Source organism: Paenibacillus diazotrophicus (genome assembly GCF_042610465.1).
Map to the genome: position 1 here is coordinate 329,140 of NZ_JBGJZN010000003.1, position 17,617 is coordinate 346,756.

General features: G+C 54.0%; 15 protein-coding genes. 10 read left to right on the forward strand and 5 right to left on the reverse strand.

Annotated features, from left to right (window positions below; genetic code table 11):
- Positions 1 to 52: 52 nt before the first annotated feature.
- The 8 genes from ACAN54_RS15670 (at position 53) to ACAN54_RS15705 (ending at position 8,715) form a co-directional block, all read left to right on the forward strand.
- Positions 53 to 523, forward strand: coding sequence for a MarR family winged helix-turn-helix transcriptional regulator (locus tag ACAN54_RS15670; RefSeq protein ID WP_379156775.1), 471 nt, complete (start codon positions 53 to 55; stop codon positions 521 to 523).
- Positions 524 to 718: 195 nt separating this feature from the next.
- Positions 719 to 1,120 (forward strand): DoxX family protein, encoded by a 402-nt coding sequence (locus tag ACAN54_RS15675; protein WP_379157523.1) that lies wholly within the window; start codon positions 719 to 721, stop codon positions 1,118 to 1,120.
- A 27-nt stretch (positions 1,121 to 1,147) separates the two neighbouring features.
- Entirely contained in the window at positions 1,148 to 2,098 is a 951-nt protein-coding gene (locus ACAN54_RS15680) for a ring-cleaving dioxygenase (RefSeq protein ID WP_379156778.1), read from the forward strand.
- Positions 2,095 to 2,715 (forward strand): alpha/beta hydrolase, encoded by a 621-nt coding sequence (locus tag ACAN54_RS15685; protein ID WP_379156781.1) that lies wholly within the window; start codon positions 2,095 to 2,097, stop codon positions 2,713 to 2,715. The genes ACAN54_RS15680 and ACAN54_RS15685 overlap by 4 nt, the downstream gene beginning before the upstream one ends.
- 191 nt (positions 2,716 to 2,906) lie before the next feature.
- Complete coding sequence (locus ACAN54_RS15690) at positions 2,907 to 4,112, forward strand: multidrug effflux MFS transporter (RefSeq protein ID WP_379156784.1); 1,206 nt, start codon at positions 2,907 to 2,909, stop codon at positions 4,110 to 4,112.
- A 68-nt stretch (positions 4,113 to 4,180) separates the two neighbouring features.
- Positions 4,181 to 4,690, forward strand: a complete 510-nt coding sequence (locus tag ACAN54_RS15695; protein WP_379156786.1) for a FlxA-like family protein — start codon at positions 4,181 to 4,183, stop codon at positions 4,688 to 4,690.
- Positions 4,691 to 4,980: 290 nt separating this feature from the next.
- The gene (gene mprF / locus ACAN54_RS15700; RefSeq protein ID WP_379156789.1) at positions 4,981 to 7,647 is read left to right on the forward strand and encodes a bifunctional lysylphosphatidylglycerol flippase/synthetase MprF; all 2,667 of its coding nucleotides are present in this window, start codon (positions 4,981 to 4,983) and stop codon (positions 7,645 to 7,647) included.
- Between the two features lie 204 nt (positions 7,648 to 7,851).
- On the forward strand, positions 7,852 to 8,715 hold the full coding sequence (locus ACAN54_RS15705; RefSeq protein WP_379156792.1) for a nitroreductase family protein: 864 nt from the start codon (positions 7,852 to 7,854) through the stop codon (positions 8,713 to 8,715).
- On the opposite strand, the gene ACAN54_RS15710 is transcribed toward ACAN54_RS15705, so the two are convergent.
- A complete protein-coding gene (locus ACAN54_RS15710; protein ID WP_379156796.1) occupies positions 8,708 to 10,399 on the reverse strand; it encodes an ATP-binding cassette domain-containing protein in 1,692 nt (563 codons plus the stop codon). The two genes, ACAN54_RS15705 and ACAN54_RS15710, sit on opposite strands and share 8 nt — an antisense overlap.
- Complete coding sequence (locus ACAN54_RS15715) at positions 10,396 to 11,208, reverse strand: ATP-binding cassette domain-containing protein (RefSeq protein ID WP_379156799.1); 813 nt, start codon at positions 11,206 to 11,208, stop codon at positions 10,396 to 10,398. Before ACAN54_RS15715 ends, ACAN54_RS15710 begins: the two co-directional genes overlap by 4 nt.
- Positions 11,209 to 11,333: 125 nt before the next feature.
- On the opposite strand from ACAN54_RS15715, the gene ACAN54_RS15720 reads away from it, so the two are divergent.
- Entirely contained in the window at positions 11,334 to 11,942 is a 609-nt protein-coding gene (locus ACAN54_RS15720) for a biotin transporter BioY (protein WP_379156802.1), read from the forward strand.
- Between the two features lie 269 nt (positions 11,943 to 12,211).
- On the opposite strand, the gene ACAN54_RS15725 is transcribed toward ACAN54_RS15720, so the two are convergent.
- Positions 12,212 to 13,759, reverse strand: coding sequence for an alpha-amylase (locus ACAN54_RS15725; protein WP_379156805.1), 1,548 nt, complete (start codon positions 13,757 to 13,759; stop codon positions 12,212 to 12,214).
- Positions 13,760 to 13,867: 108 nt separating this feature from the next.
- Positions 13,868 to 14,710: a DUF72 domain-containing protein gene (locus ACAN54_RS15730; protein WP_379156808.1), complete on the reverse strand. Its 843-nt coding sequence runs from the start codon at positions 14,708 to 14,710 to the stop codon at positions 13,868 to 13,870.
- 177 nt (positions 14,711 to 14,887) lie between these two features.
- Here ACAN54_RS15730 and ACAN54_RS15735 point away from each other — a divergent pair, with 177 nt between their 5' ends.
- Entirely contained in the window at positions 14,888 to 15,742 is an 855-nt protein-coding gene (locus tag ACAN54_RS15735; RefSeq protein WP_379156811.1) for an MBL fold metallo-hydrolase, read from the forward strand.
- Between the two features lie 268 nt (positions 15,743 to 16,010).
- Here ACAN54_RS15735 and ACAN54_RS15740 read toward each other — a convergent pair whose 3' ends face one another.
- Positions 16,011 to 17,603 carry a histidine kinase N-terminal 7TM domain-containing diguanylate cyclase gene (locus tag ACAN54_RS15740; protein ID WP_379156814.1) on the reverse strand — a complete coding sequence of 531 codons (1,593 nt, stop codon included), beginning with the start codon at positions 17,601 to 17,603 and terminating at the stop codon, positions 16,011 to 16,013.
- Positions 17,604 to 17,617: the final 14 nt, after the last annotated feature.

Genomic DNA, 17,617 nt, shown 5'->3' on the forward strand with positions numbered 1-17,617 from the left:
TTTAAAGATGTTTAACTTAAAGGCAATTAAAAAGCATGGGAGGTGAACAAGGGTGAACGATTATAAGGAAACATCCGGCATAGCAGCCGATAGAGAAGCTGAAGAGCAGGCAGCATCATTGAAATTGTTTGTTGTCTTGTCCAAGGCCTATAAGAGCTTAATGGATCATGCAGTGAAGGATATGAAGAGCCACGGGCTCGCTTCGGCGGAGTTCATGGTGCTGGAGGTCCTGTATCACAGAACCCGGATTCCTTTGCAGCAGATCGGCGAGAAGATCCTTGTCACCAGCGGCAGCATCACTTATAACATCGATAAGCTGGAGAAGAGGGGATTGTTGAAGCGTGTTCCATGCAGCGAGGACCGGCGTGTAACTTACGCAGAGATTACAGATACGGGCCGCGAGCTGTTTGATCATATTTTCCCCCGTCATGTCAGTTCCATTCACAGTATGATGAGTGGTCTGAACGGCGAAGAGAAGGATCAGGCCATTCAGCTGCTGAAGAAGCTTGGCAAAGGCGTGTAGATGTAGGGCATCTGACAACGGGTGCAGCGATAGACGCCTTGCCAAGTGATGCAGGATGCTTTCGCGCTTGAGAGGGCCCAGCTTCACTTGCACTAGAAAACAGAGTTCATGAGGAATAACAGTAAGAAACAAAAATTTTTACCCAATATCTTAACATTAAGATAATTAAAACAAAGAGAATGGAGCGTGTTTAAAATGGTTAGTGTAGGTTTATTGTTGATGAGATTGGTCATTGGGATTGCGTTTATCGGGCATGGTTCACAGAAGCTGTTCGGGTGGTTCGGCGGTTATGGTCCAAAAGGGACCGGGGGCTGGATGGAGTCCATTGGGATTAAGCCTGGGGTGCTGATGGCAGTGCTGGCCGGACTGATGGAGCTTGTCGGAGGTTTGCTGTTCGCGGCAGGGCTGCTGACACCGGTGGCCGCTGTACTGATTGCTGCAGCTATGCTGGGCGCTATTGTTAAGGTTCATGCTCCGAATGGCTTCTGGTCCACGGCCAATGGTATCGAGTTCCCTCTGACGCTGCTGGTGGTTGCGGTGGGTGTTGCACTGGCCGGACCGGGATCGATTTCGCTGGATGCACTGTTCTTTAACTAAAACTAAAAATTTCAGGAGGTAATTACAATGACCATGCAAACCCAAGGCATTCACCATATTACAGCTTTCGTCGGAGACGTACAGCGCAATGCCGACTTCTATGCCGGAATTCTCGGACTGCGTCTTGTGAAAAAAACGATCAATTTCGATGCCCCTGAGGTATATCATCTTTATTTCGGGAATGAACAGGGTGCGCCGGGCACGATTATTACTTTCTTTCCCTGGTCGGAGGGCCGCAAGGGCCGTATCGGCGGGGGGCAGGTGGGTGTAACCACTTATGCGGTGCCAACGGGCTCGATGGATTTCTGGAAGCAGCGCCTGGCTGCCTATCAGATCCCGGTAACCGAAGTGAGCCGGATTGGCGAGTCTTACCTCTCCTTCGCCGATTTCGACGGATTGCGGATTGAGCTTGTTGAGCGTGAAGAAGGGGCGCCGAGCACATGGTCTTTCGGCGGAGTGACTGCTGAGCATGCGATCAAAGGGTTTGGCGGAGCTGTTCTCTATAGTACGGAGCCGGAAAAAACAGCAGACACCCTGTCCCGTACTCTGGGTCTCGAACGGATTGCTGAAGGTGACGGCTACATCCGCTATCGATCAACCAGCGATCTGGGCAATATCATTGATTTGAAGGCAGCACCGGTTCCACACGGAGCGGGAGGTACAGGCACGGTACATCATATCGCCTGGCGGGCCAAAGATGATGCCGAGCAACTGGAATGGGGCCGCCGCGTGCAGAGCCATGGCTATCAGCCAACGCCTGTACAGGACCGCCAGTATTTCAACGCCATTTACTTCCGTGAGGAAGGCGGAATTCTTTTCGAGATCGCAACGGATCCTCCGGGCTTTGCCCGTGATGAAGCTCCGGATGCGCTGGGACAGAAGCTGATGCTTCCAGCCTGGTTCGAGCCTCACCGTAGCGTTATTGAAGAAAACCTGACGCCGTTTGAAATCCGTGAAATCGAGGTGAAGCAGGGATGATTCATATCTTCCGCAAAGGTACCGATGAGAGCCTGCCGACGTTAGTCTTGTTCCATGGTACAGGCGGCAATGAACAGGATCTGCTGCCTTTGGCCGAACTTTTATCCCCTGGATCTTCGGTGCTGGGGGTTCGGGGGAATGTGCTGGAGAATGGAATGCCGCGTTATTTCCGGCGGCTGGCTGAAGGTATTTTCGATGAAGAGGACCTGATCTTCCGTACGCATGAGCTTAAGCAGTTCTTGGATGAGGCAGCGGCAAAGTACGGTTTTGATTCCGGTAATCTGGTGGCTGTGGGTTACTCTAACGGTGCAAATATCGCCGGTAGCCTATTGTTTCACTACGGAAGTATTTTCCGCTCAGCAGTGCTGCTGCATCCGATGGTACCGCTGCGCGGGGTGAAACTGCCATCCCTGAAGGATGTCGGAGTCTTCATCGGTGCAGGTACGAATGATCCGATCATCCGCACGGAGGAAACTGAGGAGCTCGAATCTTTGCTGCGGGATGCGGGTGCCGAGGTAACCATGCACTGGGGCAATCAGGGCCACCGCCTCAGCGCTGCTGAAGCTGAAAGTGCCCGTGATTGGCTGAAACAGTCCAGTCGTTTCCGTGAAGTCTAAACTCATAACCGCCCGCGGGGCTGCTGCCAAGTGACTGTAATGGTCACTTGAAAGCCCCTGCGGGCGGTTTTTGCTGAATATATGCGGTCAAAAAGAGCATTGAATAATCCATCCGGGATCGGTAGTATGAAGGTTACATTGCTACAGAAAGGTTGACGGTACTACTTATGATCACAAAAATCGATAGCAGGATGCTGAAAGCGGGGGGGCCGACACGGAAGCAGCGGCTGCAGATCGCTGTCATTCTGGGGGCTATTTCCGCGATTGGACCGTTGTCCATTGATATGTATTTGCCTGCGCTTCCGGCGCTAGGAGCGCATTTTGGTGCCAGCGCTGCGATGGTGCAGCTTAGCCTGACTTTCTTTTTGCTCGGACTGGCTTCGGGTCAGCTGGCAGCAGGACCTTTAAGTGACGTCTATGGCCGCCGCACACCATTGCTCATTGGCATGGTAGTGTACGCAGTTTCCTCTTTGCTGTGTGCATTCAGTCCTTCCATAGGACTGCTGATAATGCTGCGGTTTATCCAGGGGTTAGCCGGATCGGTAGGCGTTGTGATCTCGCGCGCGGCAGTGCGTGACCTGTACAGCGGCTCGGAGTTAACCAAATTCTTTTCCCTGCTCATGGTTGTCAATGGACTGGGCCCGATCCTGGCCCCCGTCATCGGAGGCCAACTGCTGAGAGTGACAACATGGCAGGGAGTATTCGTGGTGCTGTTTGCCGCCGGACTGATCTTTTTTGCCACGATTCTACTGCGGCTTCCGGAGACCCTGCCCAAGGAACGGCGTTCCAGGAGCGGACTTCGCGGCACCTTTCGCACGTTCGCTGTCCTGCTCGGAAATGGGAGATTTATGGGGTATGCTCTCTCGCAAGGGTTTGTCTCTGCAGCTATGTTCGCCTATATTTCCGGTTCTTCCTTTGTCCTGCAGAATATTTTTGGGGTATCCCCGCAAATGTACAGCCTGATTTTTGCCGTAAATGGACTGGGCATTATCCTTTCCGGCCAGGTCGCGGGGAGACTCGCCGGAAGATTCGGTGAACAGAGATTTCTGGTTGGCGGACTGCTGCTATGCACGCTAGGGGGTGTGCTGCTGCTGTTGACCGTTCTATCCGGAGGCGGGCTTGTACCCATCCTTATCTGCTTGTTCGCCGTTGTTTCCAGTGTAGGCGTGGTGGGGACAACCAGCTTCTCCCTGGCCATGCAGGATCAGGGGGATTCCGCCGGGAGTGCATCGGCACTCCTCGGCTTGCTACCCCTGCTGCTTGGCAGCTGTGCCGCTCCGCTGGTCGGACTTGGCGGGAGTGAGAACGCCCTGCCCATGGCGATGGTCATCGCAGGAGCAGGCGTATGTTCCATTCTGTCCTTTCTCCTGCTGTGCAAACAGGGAGATGTCAGATGAGCCGCTAGGATTTTGGCACCCAGCAGCTGCAGCTGCTGGCCTTTGCCTGGGGCGCTTCCTTTGTGTTCATGAGAATCACTACGCCCGAGCTGGGAGCGGTATTTACAGCAGAGCTTCGCTATGCTCGTATTGCCGGACGTCTTTCAGCAAACATTCAGCGCATTTTAAGGTTCCTCCCAGGTAGACCACCTATACTTGGAAAAGTGAAGGGAGGGACAAACATGAATATTTCTTCTATATCATCGGCATCTTCTACTACATACACATCCTCCAGCGCAACGGACACCGCAGCCTTGGAGAAGCAAAAAGCCAAACTGGAAGCCGATTTGGAAAAGGTTGCTTCCAGCAAAGACGATGAGAAAACCAAGGAAACGAAAACTAAGCAGATTGAGCAGCAAATTAAACAGATCGAAGCCCAAATTGCCCAGAAATCGCAGAGTCAAAGCTCCTCTTCGGCAAGGGGCAGTGCTACTCCGCCAGAGAAACCAGCAGGCGGCAAGACGCTTGTGCCTGCAAGCGCGCAGGATATTGCAACTGCCACTACAGACAGCGAAGGAAGATTTGACATCCGGGTGTAAATCCGGATAAGAGCAAGCAACTGAAACATAAGCAGCAGCTAGAAAGAGGACGCCTTATCCGTGAGGGCGCCCTCTTTTTTTGTGCACGCCTATGTTTTGGATGCATAGATGAATAGAGTGCCATGGACTTTTTTGAACTCTGCCTTGCAGGGTATTGGGAGTTAATGACGGTCTAACCTTTAAGTTGCTCCCAAAAGAGCCATTCCTCCATAGTCTTGGTATAATGGAGGAATGAAAATGGGCAAAGTCTTGTTAAGCCCATCCATCCGGCAGTAAAGGCAGGAGAAGACATGCACTCCAAGATCCAGACACTCGAGCGTTTCAGAATTGTAAAGTTGATTATTTCGATCTACCGGCTCAGGGCAGTAAGGGCACTTATTCCAGTTGCGGTTATTGCCCTAGTATATCTGGAGGGACAGCATGAGCTGAAGCAGGTGCACCTGGGACTGATTCTCCATGAGCTGAAGCGGGTTCCTGCAGAGGCCATTGCCCAGATGATGGGGGTTGCGCTGCTTTCGGTTGCAGTTATGAGCGGCTACGATTATTTGATCCGGCGGCATTACCGGCTGGACATCGGGCGCTGGAGTACTTTCCGCTATGCATGGATTGCCAATACCTTCAACAATCTGATCGGATTTGCCGGTCTGGCGGGGGTAGGCTTGCGGACGCTTCTCTACAAAAAAAGCGGGGTGCCCGCCGCCGTTCTTACGCCCGCTATAGTGTTTCTCTCGCCGCTCATGATTACCGGGCTGTCACTGCTCTCCTGGGGTAATATCTTTGGATTGCTGCCGGCGTCCGCGCTGCTGCACAAGCATCACTGGCTGGTGTTCGCAGTCTGGGGCATGGCGCTGTATTTACCTTTTTTTATTATCATTCAGCGCTCTTCGCTGTTCGCCAGATGGATTAACCGGGGGCAGGGCCGGACGCCCTGGCTGACCGTGGGTGCTTCCGTCGGCGCTTCTTTTCTGGAATGGCTGTTCGCCGGAATTACGTTCTGGACGATCGGAGATCACCTGCTCGGCGGCGTAGGTTTTGTGACCGTCTTTAGCATCTATGTTGTTGCCGCAATTGCCGGCATACTCAGCATGGCTCCTGGCGGCATCGGCGCTTTCGATCTCATTGCCTTGCTCGGGCTTACGCAGCTTGGATATCGAAGTGATCAGGCGATGGCCGTACTGGTCATTTACCGGTTGTTTTATTATCTGATTCCCTGGCTGATCGGCCTGGGACTGGCTGCACTGGAACTAGGGCTTCAGGGTAAAAAAGGCCCTGACCGCAACCCGGCGAATGCGATAATCGAGCCTTCCCTTAATGTATGGCAGAAAATGTGGGGCTGGCCGGGCCATTATTCGTTCTTGAGTGACCTTGGTGTCTGGGCCCTCGGCAAGCTGGTGTTTGTCAGCGGACTTATACTGCTCCTGTCAGCGGCCACGCCCGAGCTCTTGTACCGGTTGCGGATTACAGAGGATCTGCTCTCGCTGCCGGTGATGCGGATATCGCATCATCTCTCCGTACTGATCGGATTCATGCTTGTTCTGCTGTCACGCGGAATTTCGCTGCGAGTCCGCAGAGCCTATGTCTGGACCAGTGCACTGTTGTTCGTGGGAGCCGTATTTACTTTTACGAAGGGGTTTGATTACGAGGAAGCTCTGTTCCTCCTGCTGGTAGCGCTCATCCTTTGGATCTCCAGGGCGCGCTTCTACCGGATCAGCGTGCCGGTTAGCCGGCAGAATACCGTAAGGTGGCTGTTACTCACCACTTTTATAGCAATGATCTACTACTGGCTGGGCAGCTATGCGCATCGGGGGTTCATGAAGCATCTTCCCCGCGGGGTCGAGCCTGAATGGCTGCAGCGTCACAGCAATGTAGCGGTTACCGTTGCCAGCGGTCTGGTGCTCTCCTGGATTGTGCTTACGATGCTGTTTACGCTTCGGCCCAACCGCCACATAGATGAGCTGTTCGCGGATAAGGATATGGGCAGACTAAGCCGTTTTCTAGAGCGCAATCCCGGGAATTCTTTAACCCATATGTTGTTCTTGGGTGATAAGAACTTCTACTGGGCTAAGAACGGCGAAGTGCTGTTTGCGTTCTCCCGGGTACGGGACAAGCTGGTCGTATTGGGTGATCCGCTTGGTCCGCTAAACCTGATCAATGAAGGGATTAGTGAATTTCGGCAGGCTGCGGATTTATACGGACTGGCTGTGGTGTTCTATCAGGGCACTCCGGCTTTTCTGCCGGTATACCATGAACAGGGTTACCGTTTTTTCAAGCTGGGTGAAGAGGCAATGGTGCCGCTGGCAACCTTCACACTCAGTGGCAAGAAAAATTCCGACCTGCGGAATGTAAGAAGCCGCTTTGAGCGGGAGGGATATGTATTTGAGGTGGCAGATCCGCCTCATTCCGCAGGGCTGCTGACTGAGCTGCGCCAGATCTCTGAGGAATGGCTGGACGGCCGAAAGGAAAAAGGCTACTCTCTCGGCTGGTTCAAGCCGTCTTACCTGCAGCTTGCCCCCATTGCGCTACTACGCGGTAAGGAAGGCGAGGTCCTGGCTTTTGCCTCTATTGCACCGGGATATGACGGGGGGTATACCCTGTCGGTTGACCTGATGCGTCACCTGAAGAAAACACCAAATGGCACAATGGACTATTTGTTCGTCCGTCTGCTGGAGTGGTCGAAGGAACAAGGCAGCAGCAGATTCAATCTGGGCAATGCGCCGCTATCCAGTGTTGGGAATAATTCAGGAGCACTGCGGGAAGAAAAACTGGCTCATCTGGTGTATACACGGGGCGGGCACTGGTACGGATTTTCCGGGCTGCGCCATTATAAGGAGAAGTTCAATCCGGAGTGGGAACCCAGATATCTGGTCTATCCGGCTGCGCTTACCCTGTCGATGCTGACGTTTGATCTGGTAAGACTCGTCTCCCATTACCCTGAAGAGGATAAGGACCGGAAATAATCTTCACCGGATGTGCAATAGTTCCTGGACGATTATCTGCAAATCAGCAATACTAATTCTGCCCGATTCATGAGGATGAACAAGCAAACCTAGATATACAACACTTGAGAGGGCTCCTGCGATGCAGGTGCCTTCTTTTTGAAGAGGCATGGGCCGCTTAGGTCCGCTTGATATGATTGATATGAATAAAGGAGGAAAACAGTTATGGGAACCGCCATCATGGAGATCATGGAGAAACGTAAATCGGTCCGCACCTATGAGCAGACCCCGATCCGGGAAGAGGCCCGTGCAGCGGTGATGGAATATTTGGCACAAGAGGAGAACCTGCGCGGACCTTTGGGTGGAAAGGCTTCTGTGGAGTGGATTACAGTCAAAGGAGGTGCGGCAGAAGCATCAGGCGTTAAGCTTGGCGCTTACGGGGTCATCAAGAATCCGCAGGCGTATCTGGTGGGTGTGGTGCAGAATGAGAAGATAGCGCTGCTGGAGTTCGGCTATATCTTTCACAAGCTGATTCTTCATGCCACAGGGCTGGGCCTTGGAACCTGCTGGATGGGCGGGACCTTTAACCGCAAGTCCTTCTCCCGCGAAATTGAGCTTGCACCAGGAGAGCTTATCCCCTGCATCTCTCCGCTGGGTTATGCAAGCGAGAAGCAGCGGCTGCTGGATTCGACGATGCGGTATATCGCCAAATCCAATCAAAGGAAACCATGGGATGAGCTCTTCCAGGATGCCGGATTCGGCCGCGTACTGACCCGCGAGGCTGCCGGTAGCCTGGCTGCACCGCTGGAGATGGTCCGGCTGGGTCCGTCGGCTTCCAACAAGCAGCCATGGAGAGTGGTGCTGTCTGGGGACAGGAAGCAAGTTCATTTTTATTGGCTGCCTACACCGAATTATGGTGGCAACAAGCTGGGGTTCGAGATGCAGCGGATCGACATCGGGATTGCTGCTTGCAGCTTCGATCTGGCCTGCCGGGAGCTGGGCATCACAGGGGTCTGGACCCGGCAGGACCCGCTGTTAGATACTCCTGATCCGCATCTGGAGTATATGCTGAGTTATTCTCTTAGCTGAGACGCGAGACCGTCCATAACAAGGCGGTAGTCAGCAGGATACAGAGCAGGATCAGCGTATCGCGGTTCTGCCAGGACAGCCGGTAGGCAGGCGTCCGTTCCTTGGTGGGATCATATCCCCGGGATTCTACGGCGGTAGCCAGTTCATCGCCCATCCCGATGACCAGAATGAGCAAGGGGACGATGAGTAGGGCGACTTGCCGGGGAGTGTAGCGGGCCAAGCCGCGGGCTTTTCGGCCGCGCGAGTCCAGCGCCAGCTGGAGCTGGGTCAGCTTGTCCAGAATCCAGGGTACAAACTGGAGTGTGACTGATACCGCAAGCGACCAGTTGCGGGTGCGGATGCCCAGCTTTTTCAGCGGGGCAATCCCCCATTCCAGCGCTTCCCGCAAGGGGGCGCCGGTGGTGGTCTCTGTGAACAGGAAACCGAGTGCAACCAGCAGCAGAAAGCGGAGCACATTCAGTCCGCCGCGTTCCATACCGGCGAGGCTTATGCCAACGGGCCCAAGCTTATAATCCGGGGAACTCCAGGTGAGCGCGGACAGTAGCCAAAGGAACAGGAACATGAGGAGGAACGGACGGAAGAAGCGGACCGTCCTCTGCCAGGGAATGCGGGCAGAGAGCATCAGCCCGGTAATCAGGCCTGAAGCCAGCAGCAGCGGCAGCAGGGCTTCCATTCCTGTGATCACCATGGTACCCATCCCCATCCCCAGCCATTTGACGCGGGGGTCCAGCCTCTGCCACGGCTTCCGTGCAGAGGCTATTCCTATATCTATGGCGACAGCTGGACGGATGCCCGTCCCCCCTTGAGGGGACAGAGCCGCCTTCTCTTCGGTCCGGATTGGGATATGAAGCGCTGAGGCTGGAAGCTCTCCCTCGGGCGGTGCAGGGAGTGGCTGCTCTGCAAGCGCTGCGAGCAGGCTATCCAGGCTGTCCGGCAGCTCAGCCAACAGGCCGCGCTGCCGGAGTCTGTGTCCGAGCCGCGAATAGACGGGGGGCTCCAGTCCGGCGGCTGTCAGCACATGCGGATCGGCGGACAGGGTGGACGCCGGTCCGCTATAATGGACGGCACCCTGGGACATCACAATGACCTCGTCTGCCATCGGCAGGAAGCTGTCGAGGTCATGGGTGCCAACAACCAGGGTCAGTCCGCTGCTGCGCAGTTCACGCAGCAGCTCTAGCAGGGACTCTGCCGCCTGCGGATCCAGCCCGGCCGTGGGCTCGTCCAGAATAAGCAGTCCCGGCAGGGAAGTGATAGCAGCGGCGATGCAGAGCCTTCGCTTCTCGCCGCCGCTCAGCAGAAAGGGCGAGCGCCCGCCGAATTCATCGTAGGGCAGCCCTACTCTGGCAAGTGCGCTGCGGATCAGCTCCAGCCGCTGCGGCCTCGGCACTCCGCGCTCAGCAAGGCCATATTCCAGCTCCTGATGCACGCTGCCCGCGAACAACTGTGTCTCAGGCTGCTGGAACACCATGGAGACCCTACCGGCGGCAGGCTTGCCGCCGTCCAGGAGAATCGTGCCGGAAGCCGGCTCTGCAAGGCCTGACAAAAGGCGCAGCAGCGTAGACTTCCCGCTGCCCGTGACCCCGCACAGAGCAGTAAGCGATCCCTGGCGGATATCCAGGTTAATCTCTGTGAGGACAGGGAGTCTGTCGTAGCCGAAGGATACGTCGTTCGCCTGAATCCTCACAGAACCGCCTCCAAATCCTGCTCGGTCAGGGGCAGAAGGGGCACAGGCCAGCCTTTGTCCTGCAGGAGCTGCCCGATGCGGACTGCCGGCGCAGACGGCCAGCCGAGAGCGTCCGGAAGCCCGCTCGTATAGAACAGTGAACGGGCGTCACCATCATACAGCAATGTTCCTTGACCCATGACAGCGACACGCGGACTTGCGGCGAGCTCCTCCATCCGCTGGGTCACCCAGAGCACCGTTGTCCCGTGTTCCCACAGTCTGCGGGCCAGCTCCAGAATGTCCCGACGTCCGGCCGGATCCAGCATGGAGGTTACCTCGTCAAAAATGATCATTTCCGTGTCCAGCGCCAGACAGCAGGCGACCGCCAGGCGCTGGCGTTCACCGCCCGACAGGGTAGAGACATCAGCCTCCGCTTTATGAGCCAGACCGACCTGGCGCAGGACCTTCTCAATCTGTGCGAGCATCGCATCACGGCTTAAACCGCGGTTCTCCAGTCCAAAAGCGACGTCCTCAAACGGCGTGGAGCCGACAGTCTGGGCTTCGGGATTCTGAAATACCAGCTGGATATGCTGCTTGACTGCTGTGCGGTTGCCCGCTGAACGCAGATCCAGACCGGCGGCAGACAGACTGCCCCCGGTTGGTACATTCAGACCGTTGAATGTACGGATGAGCGAGCTTTTGCCACATCCGTTGGCTCCGGTAAGGGCCACCCATTCTCCCCGTTTGATATGTATAGAAATTCCCTGCAAAACCGGCAGCCTGCGCTGGCCGTCCCGGTAAGACAAGGTCAATTGCTCCGCTCTGATCATTGTCGGGCCTGCTTCCTTAACTGCTGTAGTCGATAATCGCTACCCATTATAGCAAATATTTTAAGATTGATGTATCTGGTGGGGGATGATATAGTGATCCTAAAAAAATGGGGGTAATCCTACTCATGAGAAAATGGACGACTCGCGGCCTGATCTTCAGTGCCCTGTTCGCCGGAGTTATGATCGCACTTAGCTATTTAAGAATATCACTGCCCTTCTCGGCTGTGCCTATCACGATGGGAACACTCGGAGTTATGCTGGCTGGCTCCATTCTCGGCGCACGCTATGGAAGTCTGGCTGTGCTGATTGTTATTGGACTGACGGCAGCCGGATTTCGTGTACTGGGCGGCAGCGGAGGCTTATCCGTCCTCGTTGGCCCGACGGCAGGCTATATCTTCTCCTGGCCAGTTGCGGCCTTCCTGATTGGCTTCTCTGCACAGCGCATGGGGCAGACCAAATATACATTCGTGAAGCTGCTGGCCGTGAACTTCCTGTTCGGTGCATTGCTTGTGTACCCTGGCGGGGTCTGGTGGCTAGCCCATTCCACGGGCATGACCTCTCTCTCCAAGGCATTAACGGCAGGCATGTGGCCGTTCATCCCCGGTGACCTGATCAAAGCAGTATTAAGCTCAGCTGTTGTAACTGCCGTATGGAGAGTCTATCCAATTCAGCGCATCCTGAATACGGAACCGGATATCTGGACCGAAGGTGAGAAGGCGGCGATCCGCCGTTAATGGATAGCTCCGCACCACTTAGGAGATAACTCAAACAGGTGACACCGCCCATAATGGCCGGTGTCACCTGTTTGTTTGAAGCCTGAGTTCCTCCTGCTGCTGAGTGGCAGTGTTGGCATGGACTGGACTAGCTGAACTAGCTGAACTTTAGGGACTTAACCCGAATAAACTTAGCGTACTTGAGCAGAATCGCCCGCATTATCCACAGTGTGAACATGTCTCGAACGTTGTGCTCAGGTGAAAATGTATACTAAGTGGAATTAGTAAACCTAATTTATTGAAATTCCCTCCGCAGAACCGCCGTCCACAGCTTCGCTATTCACATCAGCATTCTTCGCCTCTGCGTCAGACTCTTCCTCTTCCGCATCCGGTAGCGTCCACACGGAGACACTTCCGCCGTTCACCGGGAATGCCGCCCAGCCGTCTTCACCGATGGTTACGGACTCTTCACGGTTATGGGTAAGATCGATCCATACTTCTCCAGCCCGCTCTTCACCAAGGAACATCCGCTTCTCGCCGCTGTCTCCGTTCGAGATGACTACGGCGCAGCCCGAGCCTTCAACCTCTTCGATGCCACGGCGCACCCAGCCGATGGTGTTCGGGTGATCGAAGTAATCATCCTGCTCGCCGTAGGCTTTGTGGCAGCGGGCGTACAACAGGGGATCAATGGCCTCTTTTTTTCCTTCAACCGGAGTAGGTCCGCCGATGCCGTAGTAGTCACCATAGAAGACTACCGGGTATCCGTCACACCGCAGGAGGATGAGGGCGTAGGCGCTCTGCTTGAACCAGTCTCCCACCCAGGACTCCAGCGCTTCATGCGGCTGGGAATCATGGTTGTCCACGAAAGTCACGGCATTGCCGGGATGCGTCTGAACCAGCGTGTCGTCAAAAATATGCGTCAGATCAAAGTCTCTGCCCCCAAGGGAAGCCGCATGCAGCTTGTAATGCAGCGACACATCGAACAGGTCTATCTGATAGTCAACTGTATTGAGAAATTCCCGGCAGGCTTCGAGATTTGAGTTCCAGAATTCCCCTACAATGTAGAAATCCTCACCGCGCTTCTTGGTCATCTCTGCCGCGAATTCTTTAATAAACTCATGATTGATGTGTTTGATGGCATCCAGACGATAGCCGCTGCATTGCAGTGTATCTACCAGCCATTTGCCCCACTCCAGCATTTCCTTTTTAACTTCCTCATGGCTGTAGTCAATGTTCGCGAACATGAGATAATCGTAGTTGCCGAATTCGTCATCCACGTTCTGATTCCAGCTCTTGTTCTCTCCGTTGATCCGGAAGACTCCGCTTCTGTTCCCTTTGGCATCAAAGTCGGTACCATTGAAGTGAGTATGATCCCACTTAAAGGAGGAGTACTCGTCACCGCGTCCGGGGAATGTGAACTTGGTCCAGCCCTCGATCTCAAAAGGCTCGGAGATTTCCTTATTGCGGTCATTCGGGTCTACCTCAATCACTTCGAAGACCTCGGTTTCATCCGCGCCTGCTTTATGATTCATGACAAGGTCCACATACACGGCAATGCCGTTCTTGAGACACTCGGCAATAGCGTCAATCAGTTCCTGTTTGGTGCCATATTTTGTGCGGACGGTTCCTTTTTGGTCAAATTCGCCCAGATCATAGAGATCGTATACACCATAGCCTGTGTCCTGATCGGAGACCGCTTTGGTTACCGGAGGCACCCATACGGAATCAATGCCAATCGCTTTCAGCTCGGGAGCCATTTGGGCCAGCCGCTTCCAATGCTCTCCGTCCGCCGCGACATGCCATTCGAAAAATTGCATCATAGTATGGTTTCTCTTCATTTCCTGTGGCCTCCTTCATATATGGAACGGTGGATAAGTTATAGCGCTTTAGTGCTTCAGCAAGGAGTAGAAGAGATTATGTAGACCTCCAGGCATCCCCCGGGCAATTCAGAAAAAATCCAGCTGGCGCGGAGCCAGGCCGCCATCGATTCCGAGCAGCGACTGCAGCTCTTTCGCATTGTCAGTGGCGTCTCCGCCAGAGTTATTATTAAACACAACATACAGCTCGCTGCAAGTTTTTTCAAGCTCAAGCAGCCGGTCCCGCCACTCCTTCAGCTCTTCCGTACTGTAACGGTACAAGTAGCGCAGCTTGCGCCAATCTGGATGGCTGCTCTGGTTCCAGCCGCTGATGTTACGTCCGTGCAGGCGGACATAAGTAGCATCAGAGTGGGTCGATACCGGCACGATGGGAATCGACCCGGACCCGGCCTGCGGTTCATCTGCCACAGTATGGATCCAGCCCTCTTTTTCCAGAAAGCTCAGAGTGTTGTCGCGCATTTCCGGGCTGTACCAGGATTCGTTGCGGAATTCAATGGCGGATGGAACATCCAACAGTCTTTCCTTGGCTTCACGCAGAAACTCTACGTTGTCCTTGGTACAGTCGAACCAGGGCGGGAATTGAAAAAGAACCATGGCCAGCTTTCCGGCCGCCCGCACAGGCTCTATAGAGGTATGAAAAGCCTGATACATCTCTTCGGGGGAATCAAAGTAATTCTTTTTGCTGCGCAGGTGTCCGGTCATCCCCTGATATGCTTTGACGATGAACTGAAATTCATCCGGTGTCTGATCTACCCATTTGGCGTAATTTCTGACTGGCTGCACCGCATAGAAAGAACTGTCGATCTCCACGATGGGAAAATGAGCGCTGTAGACAGGCAGCCGTTCAGCCGGCTTGATTTTGCCGTACAGCTCCTCGTGGTCTCCAAAGCCTGTTAGCCCGATTTTGATCATGGAATCTCCTCCTCCTCCGCTCGAAGTGCGGCTTAAATGGATCGGCTAACTCTTATTAAACGAAAAACCGCTGTTCGCAAACAACAGGTAGTTGATTAATATATGGAATTCATGCAACATGTGTATATTACAGCGCCTAGGTTGTGGGATTATGGGATTAAGGGAGGGGAGCTATACATGAAGCATAAATTTCAGCAACTCAGTCAGCACATTCTGATCATGCATGCAGAGCATGAGACCGACCGCCCCATTCTGGCAGCAATAACCGGAGAACGGCGCACCTTGCTGATGGATGCAGGGAATTCCCCCGCCCACGCGGGGCTTTTCCGCCAGGAACTGGATAAGCGTGGCATGAGGCAGCCGGATTTAATCGTACTGACGCATTGGCATTGGGATCATTCTTTTGGTATCTCCGCCTGGAAAGTGCCGGTCATTGCCCATGAAGGAACAGCAGAAGCGCTGGGCAGTCTTGGCGGAAGAAACTGGTCAGATGATGATCTGGAGGAGCTGGTGCAGGCCGGGACCCTCAGTGAAGAGAGTGCCGGACATATTCGTCTGGAGTACAGGGACAACAGGGACATAACGGTTGTGAAGCCGGATATCGTATTTACGGACAACATTAGTCTGGATCTGGGCGGAGTCACCTGTGATTTGAGCCATGTGGGCGGTGATCATTCCGCAGATTCCTGTATTCTTCACGTGAAAGAAGACAATGTTCTTTTTCTGGGTGATGCCTTGGGGCCTTCCGTATATGGCGGTCCCCGACAATATAGCAGTACAGGTTTTCTGAATTTGCTTGGACTTGTTTATGGTTATAATGCCCGCTGGGTGGTGGAATCGCACGGCGTACCGATGAGTGCAGACGAATTCCATGCTGATCTGGTACCGTGGGAACGTCTCGCCCGGATTGTGGATGTTTTTGGGCATAACCGTGAACGTGTGGTACAGGAGCTGAGGGATTATCTGAAGCTTGAGGAGCTCCCGGCTGATTTGCTGCAGGGTGTGGAATATTTCATGGCCGGAAGCAAATGAAGGAATGAATGTAGGGATCTGTGAAGGAATAAGGAAGAGATAAGGAAGAAACAAGGAATAAGCCCTTCAAAAAAATAGTGCGCGGTAGTGGCGGACGCCTTATCGCAGAACAGCCCCGTTTCTGAACAGGTGATGAGCCTGCCTGGAAACGGGGCTGTATTGTTATTGAGATAAGGCTGATTTGGCTGTTCTCTTCGAAAAGTAGTGGTCCAACAACAGCAAAAACGCCGTTGCTGGAGCGCCGCCGGCTGGCAGCTACCGCAGCAGCTTATACCGGTGTGAAAGGACTGATGGAGGAGCCGCTGGATACATGCACCGCATTACGCCCGCTTCGTTTGGAGGTATATAGGGCGTGATCCGCTTCAGAGAGCAGTTCTTCCAGAGAGAGGTGATTGCGGGAGGACTCCACTACTCCGAAGCTGGCAGTCAGATTAATGGATCCGGAAACCGTTAAGAGGGGACTGTGCTCGATATCCTTACGGATCGCTTCAGATAACAGCGAAGCCTGCTTAAGCGGGGTTTCTGGCAGACAGAGGACAAATTCCTCGCCCCCGTAACGCCCGAAAACATCACCCTCCCGCAAATGCTGTCTGCAGACGGCTACAAGGTGCTGCAGGGCCATATCTCCATAATGGTGGCCGTAACGGTCATTGATGTTTTTGAAGAAGTCGATATCCAGCAAAATGATCGAGACTGGCGTCAGGCTGAGCGAAGCCTCCTCCAGAATCTGGCGGCTGAGCTCCATCAGATGCATCCGGTTGTAAATACCGGTTAGGCTGTCGATGGTGGCCAGCTGGAGCAGCTTCTCCTGCAGCAGTGTCCGCTCTGTGACATCAATCAGAATGATCATCCTTCCCACCAGATGCCCGTCATGCTTCTGCACCGGTGAGGATCTAACCTGGTAATAACGGGTATCCCCGTGGATATTCCAGCCCAGCTCGCGTTCTTCACTGAACTGCGGATCGGAATTCATAACATAATCAACAGCGTCCGGACCCGCCGGAAGGAAGAGCTGGGCCAAAGGCTTGCCGATGACTGAGGCATCCAGGTCCTGAAGCATGTCCGCAGCAGCTTGATTGAAATCTACCAGCATATCGGAAAGATCAGTAACCAGCACGCCGTCGCGCATGCTCTCAAAAAGATTCTCACGGGCAATAGGGGCAGCAGTCAGCATGCCTCTGGAAAGGATAGCCCAAATGTAGAGGGTTGAGGTTACGCTCATAATCACCGGAACGGGGTCCATCCCATAAGGGGTCGCATTCACTAAATACAGGAAAGCCCCCAGAGCCGGGAGGAATTGCCCGACGAAGATAATGGACAGCTGCCTAAGGTAGACGCGCTTCATCCGGTTCCATTGCCAGAGAATCAGGCACATGCCCGCAAGCATACAGCCAAAAGTCAGACTGCCCTGAACAATATACCAGGGTCCCATAACGATATCGATCAGCGGTGAGGGGGCACCCTCCCGGAAATGCATCGACTGATAGAACAAATGATGATAATCGTTAGTCCATACGAGCAATACCGAGATGAAGGGGATGGCATAGAGCACGGTAACCAGTCCTTTGCGGATCAACCGCTCCAGTCCTACGAAATACATAATCATAATCAGGCTGGAGGGAGCAATAAAGGGCAGCCCAAGATACTCGACCCTGATCCAGAAGCTGATTTCCGGCATGCTCTGGCCTGACAGTTCCAAGGCGAAGCCGAAGATATAGACTGCTGAAGTGAAAGAGCTGAGGATAAACGCGCGGGTTCCTGCGAAATCTGTTCTTTTATAGTAGGCAAAAACAGCCAGCAGCACGTTCAGCACACCGGAGATCGCAACAATCACAATATAATTGGAAATCATGGATCCCATCGTGCAGACCTCCA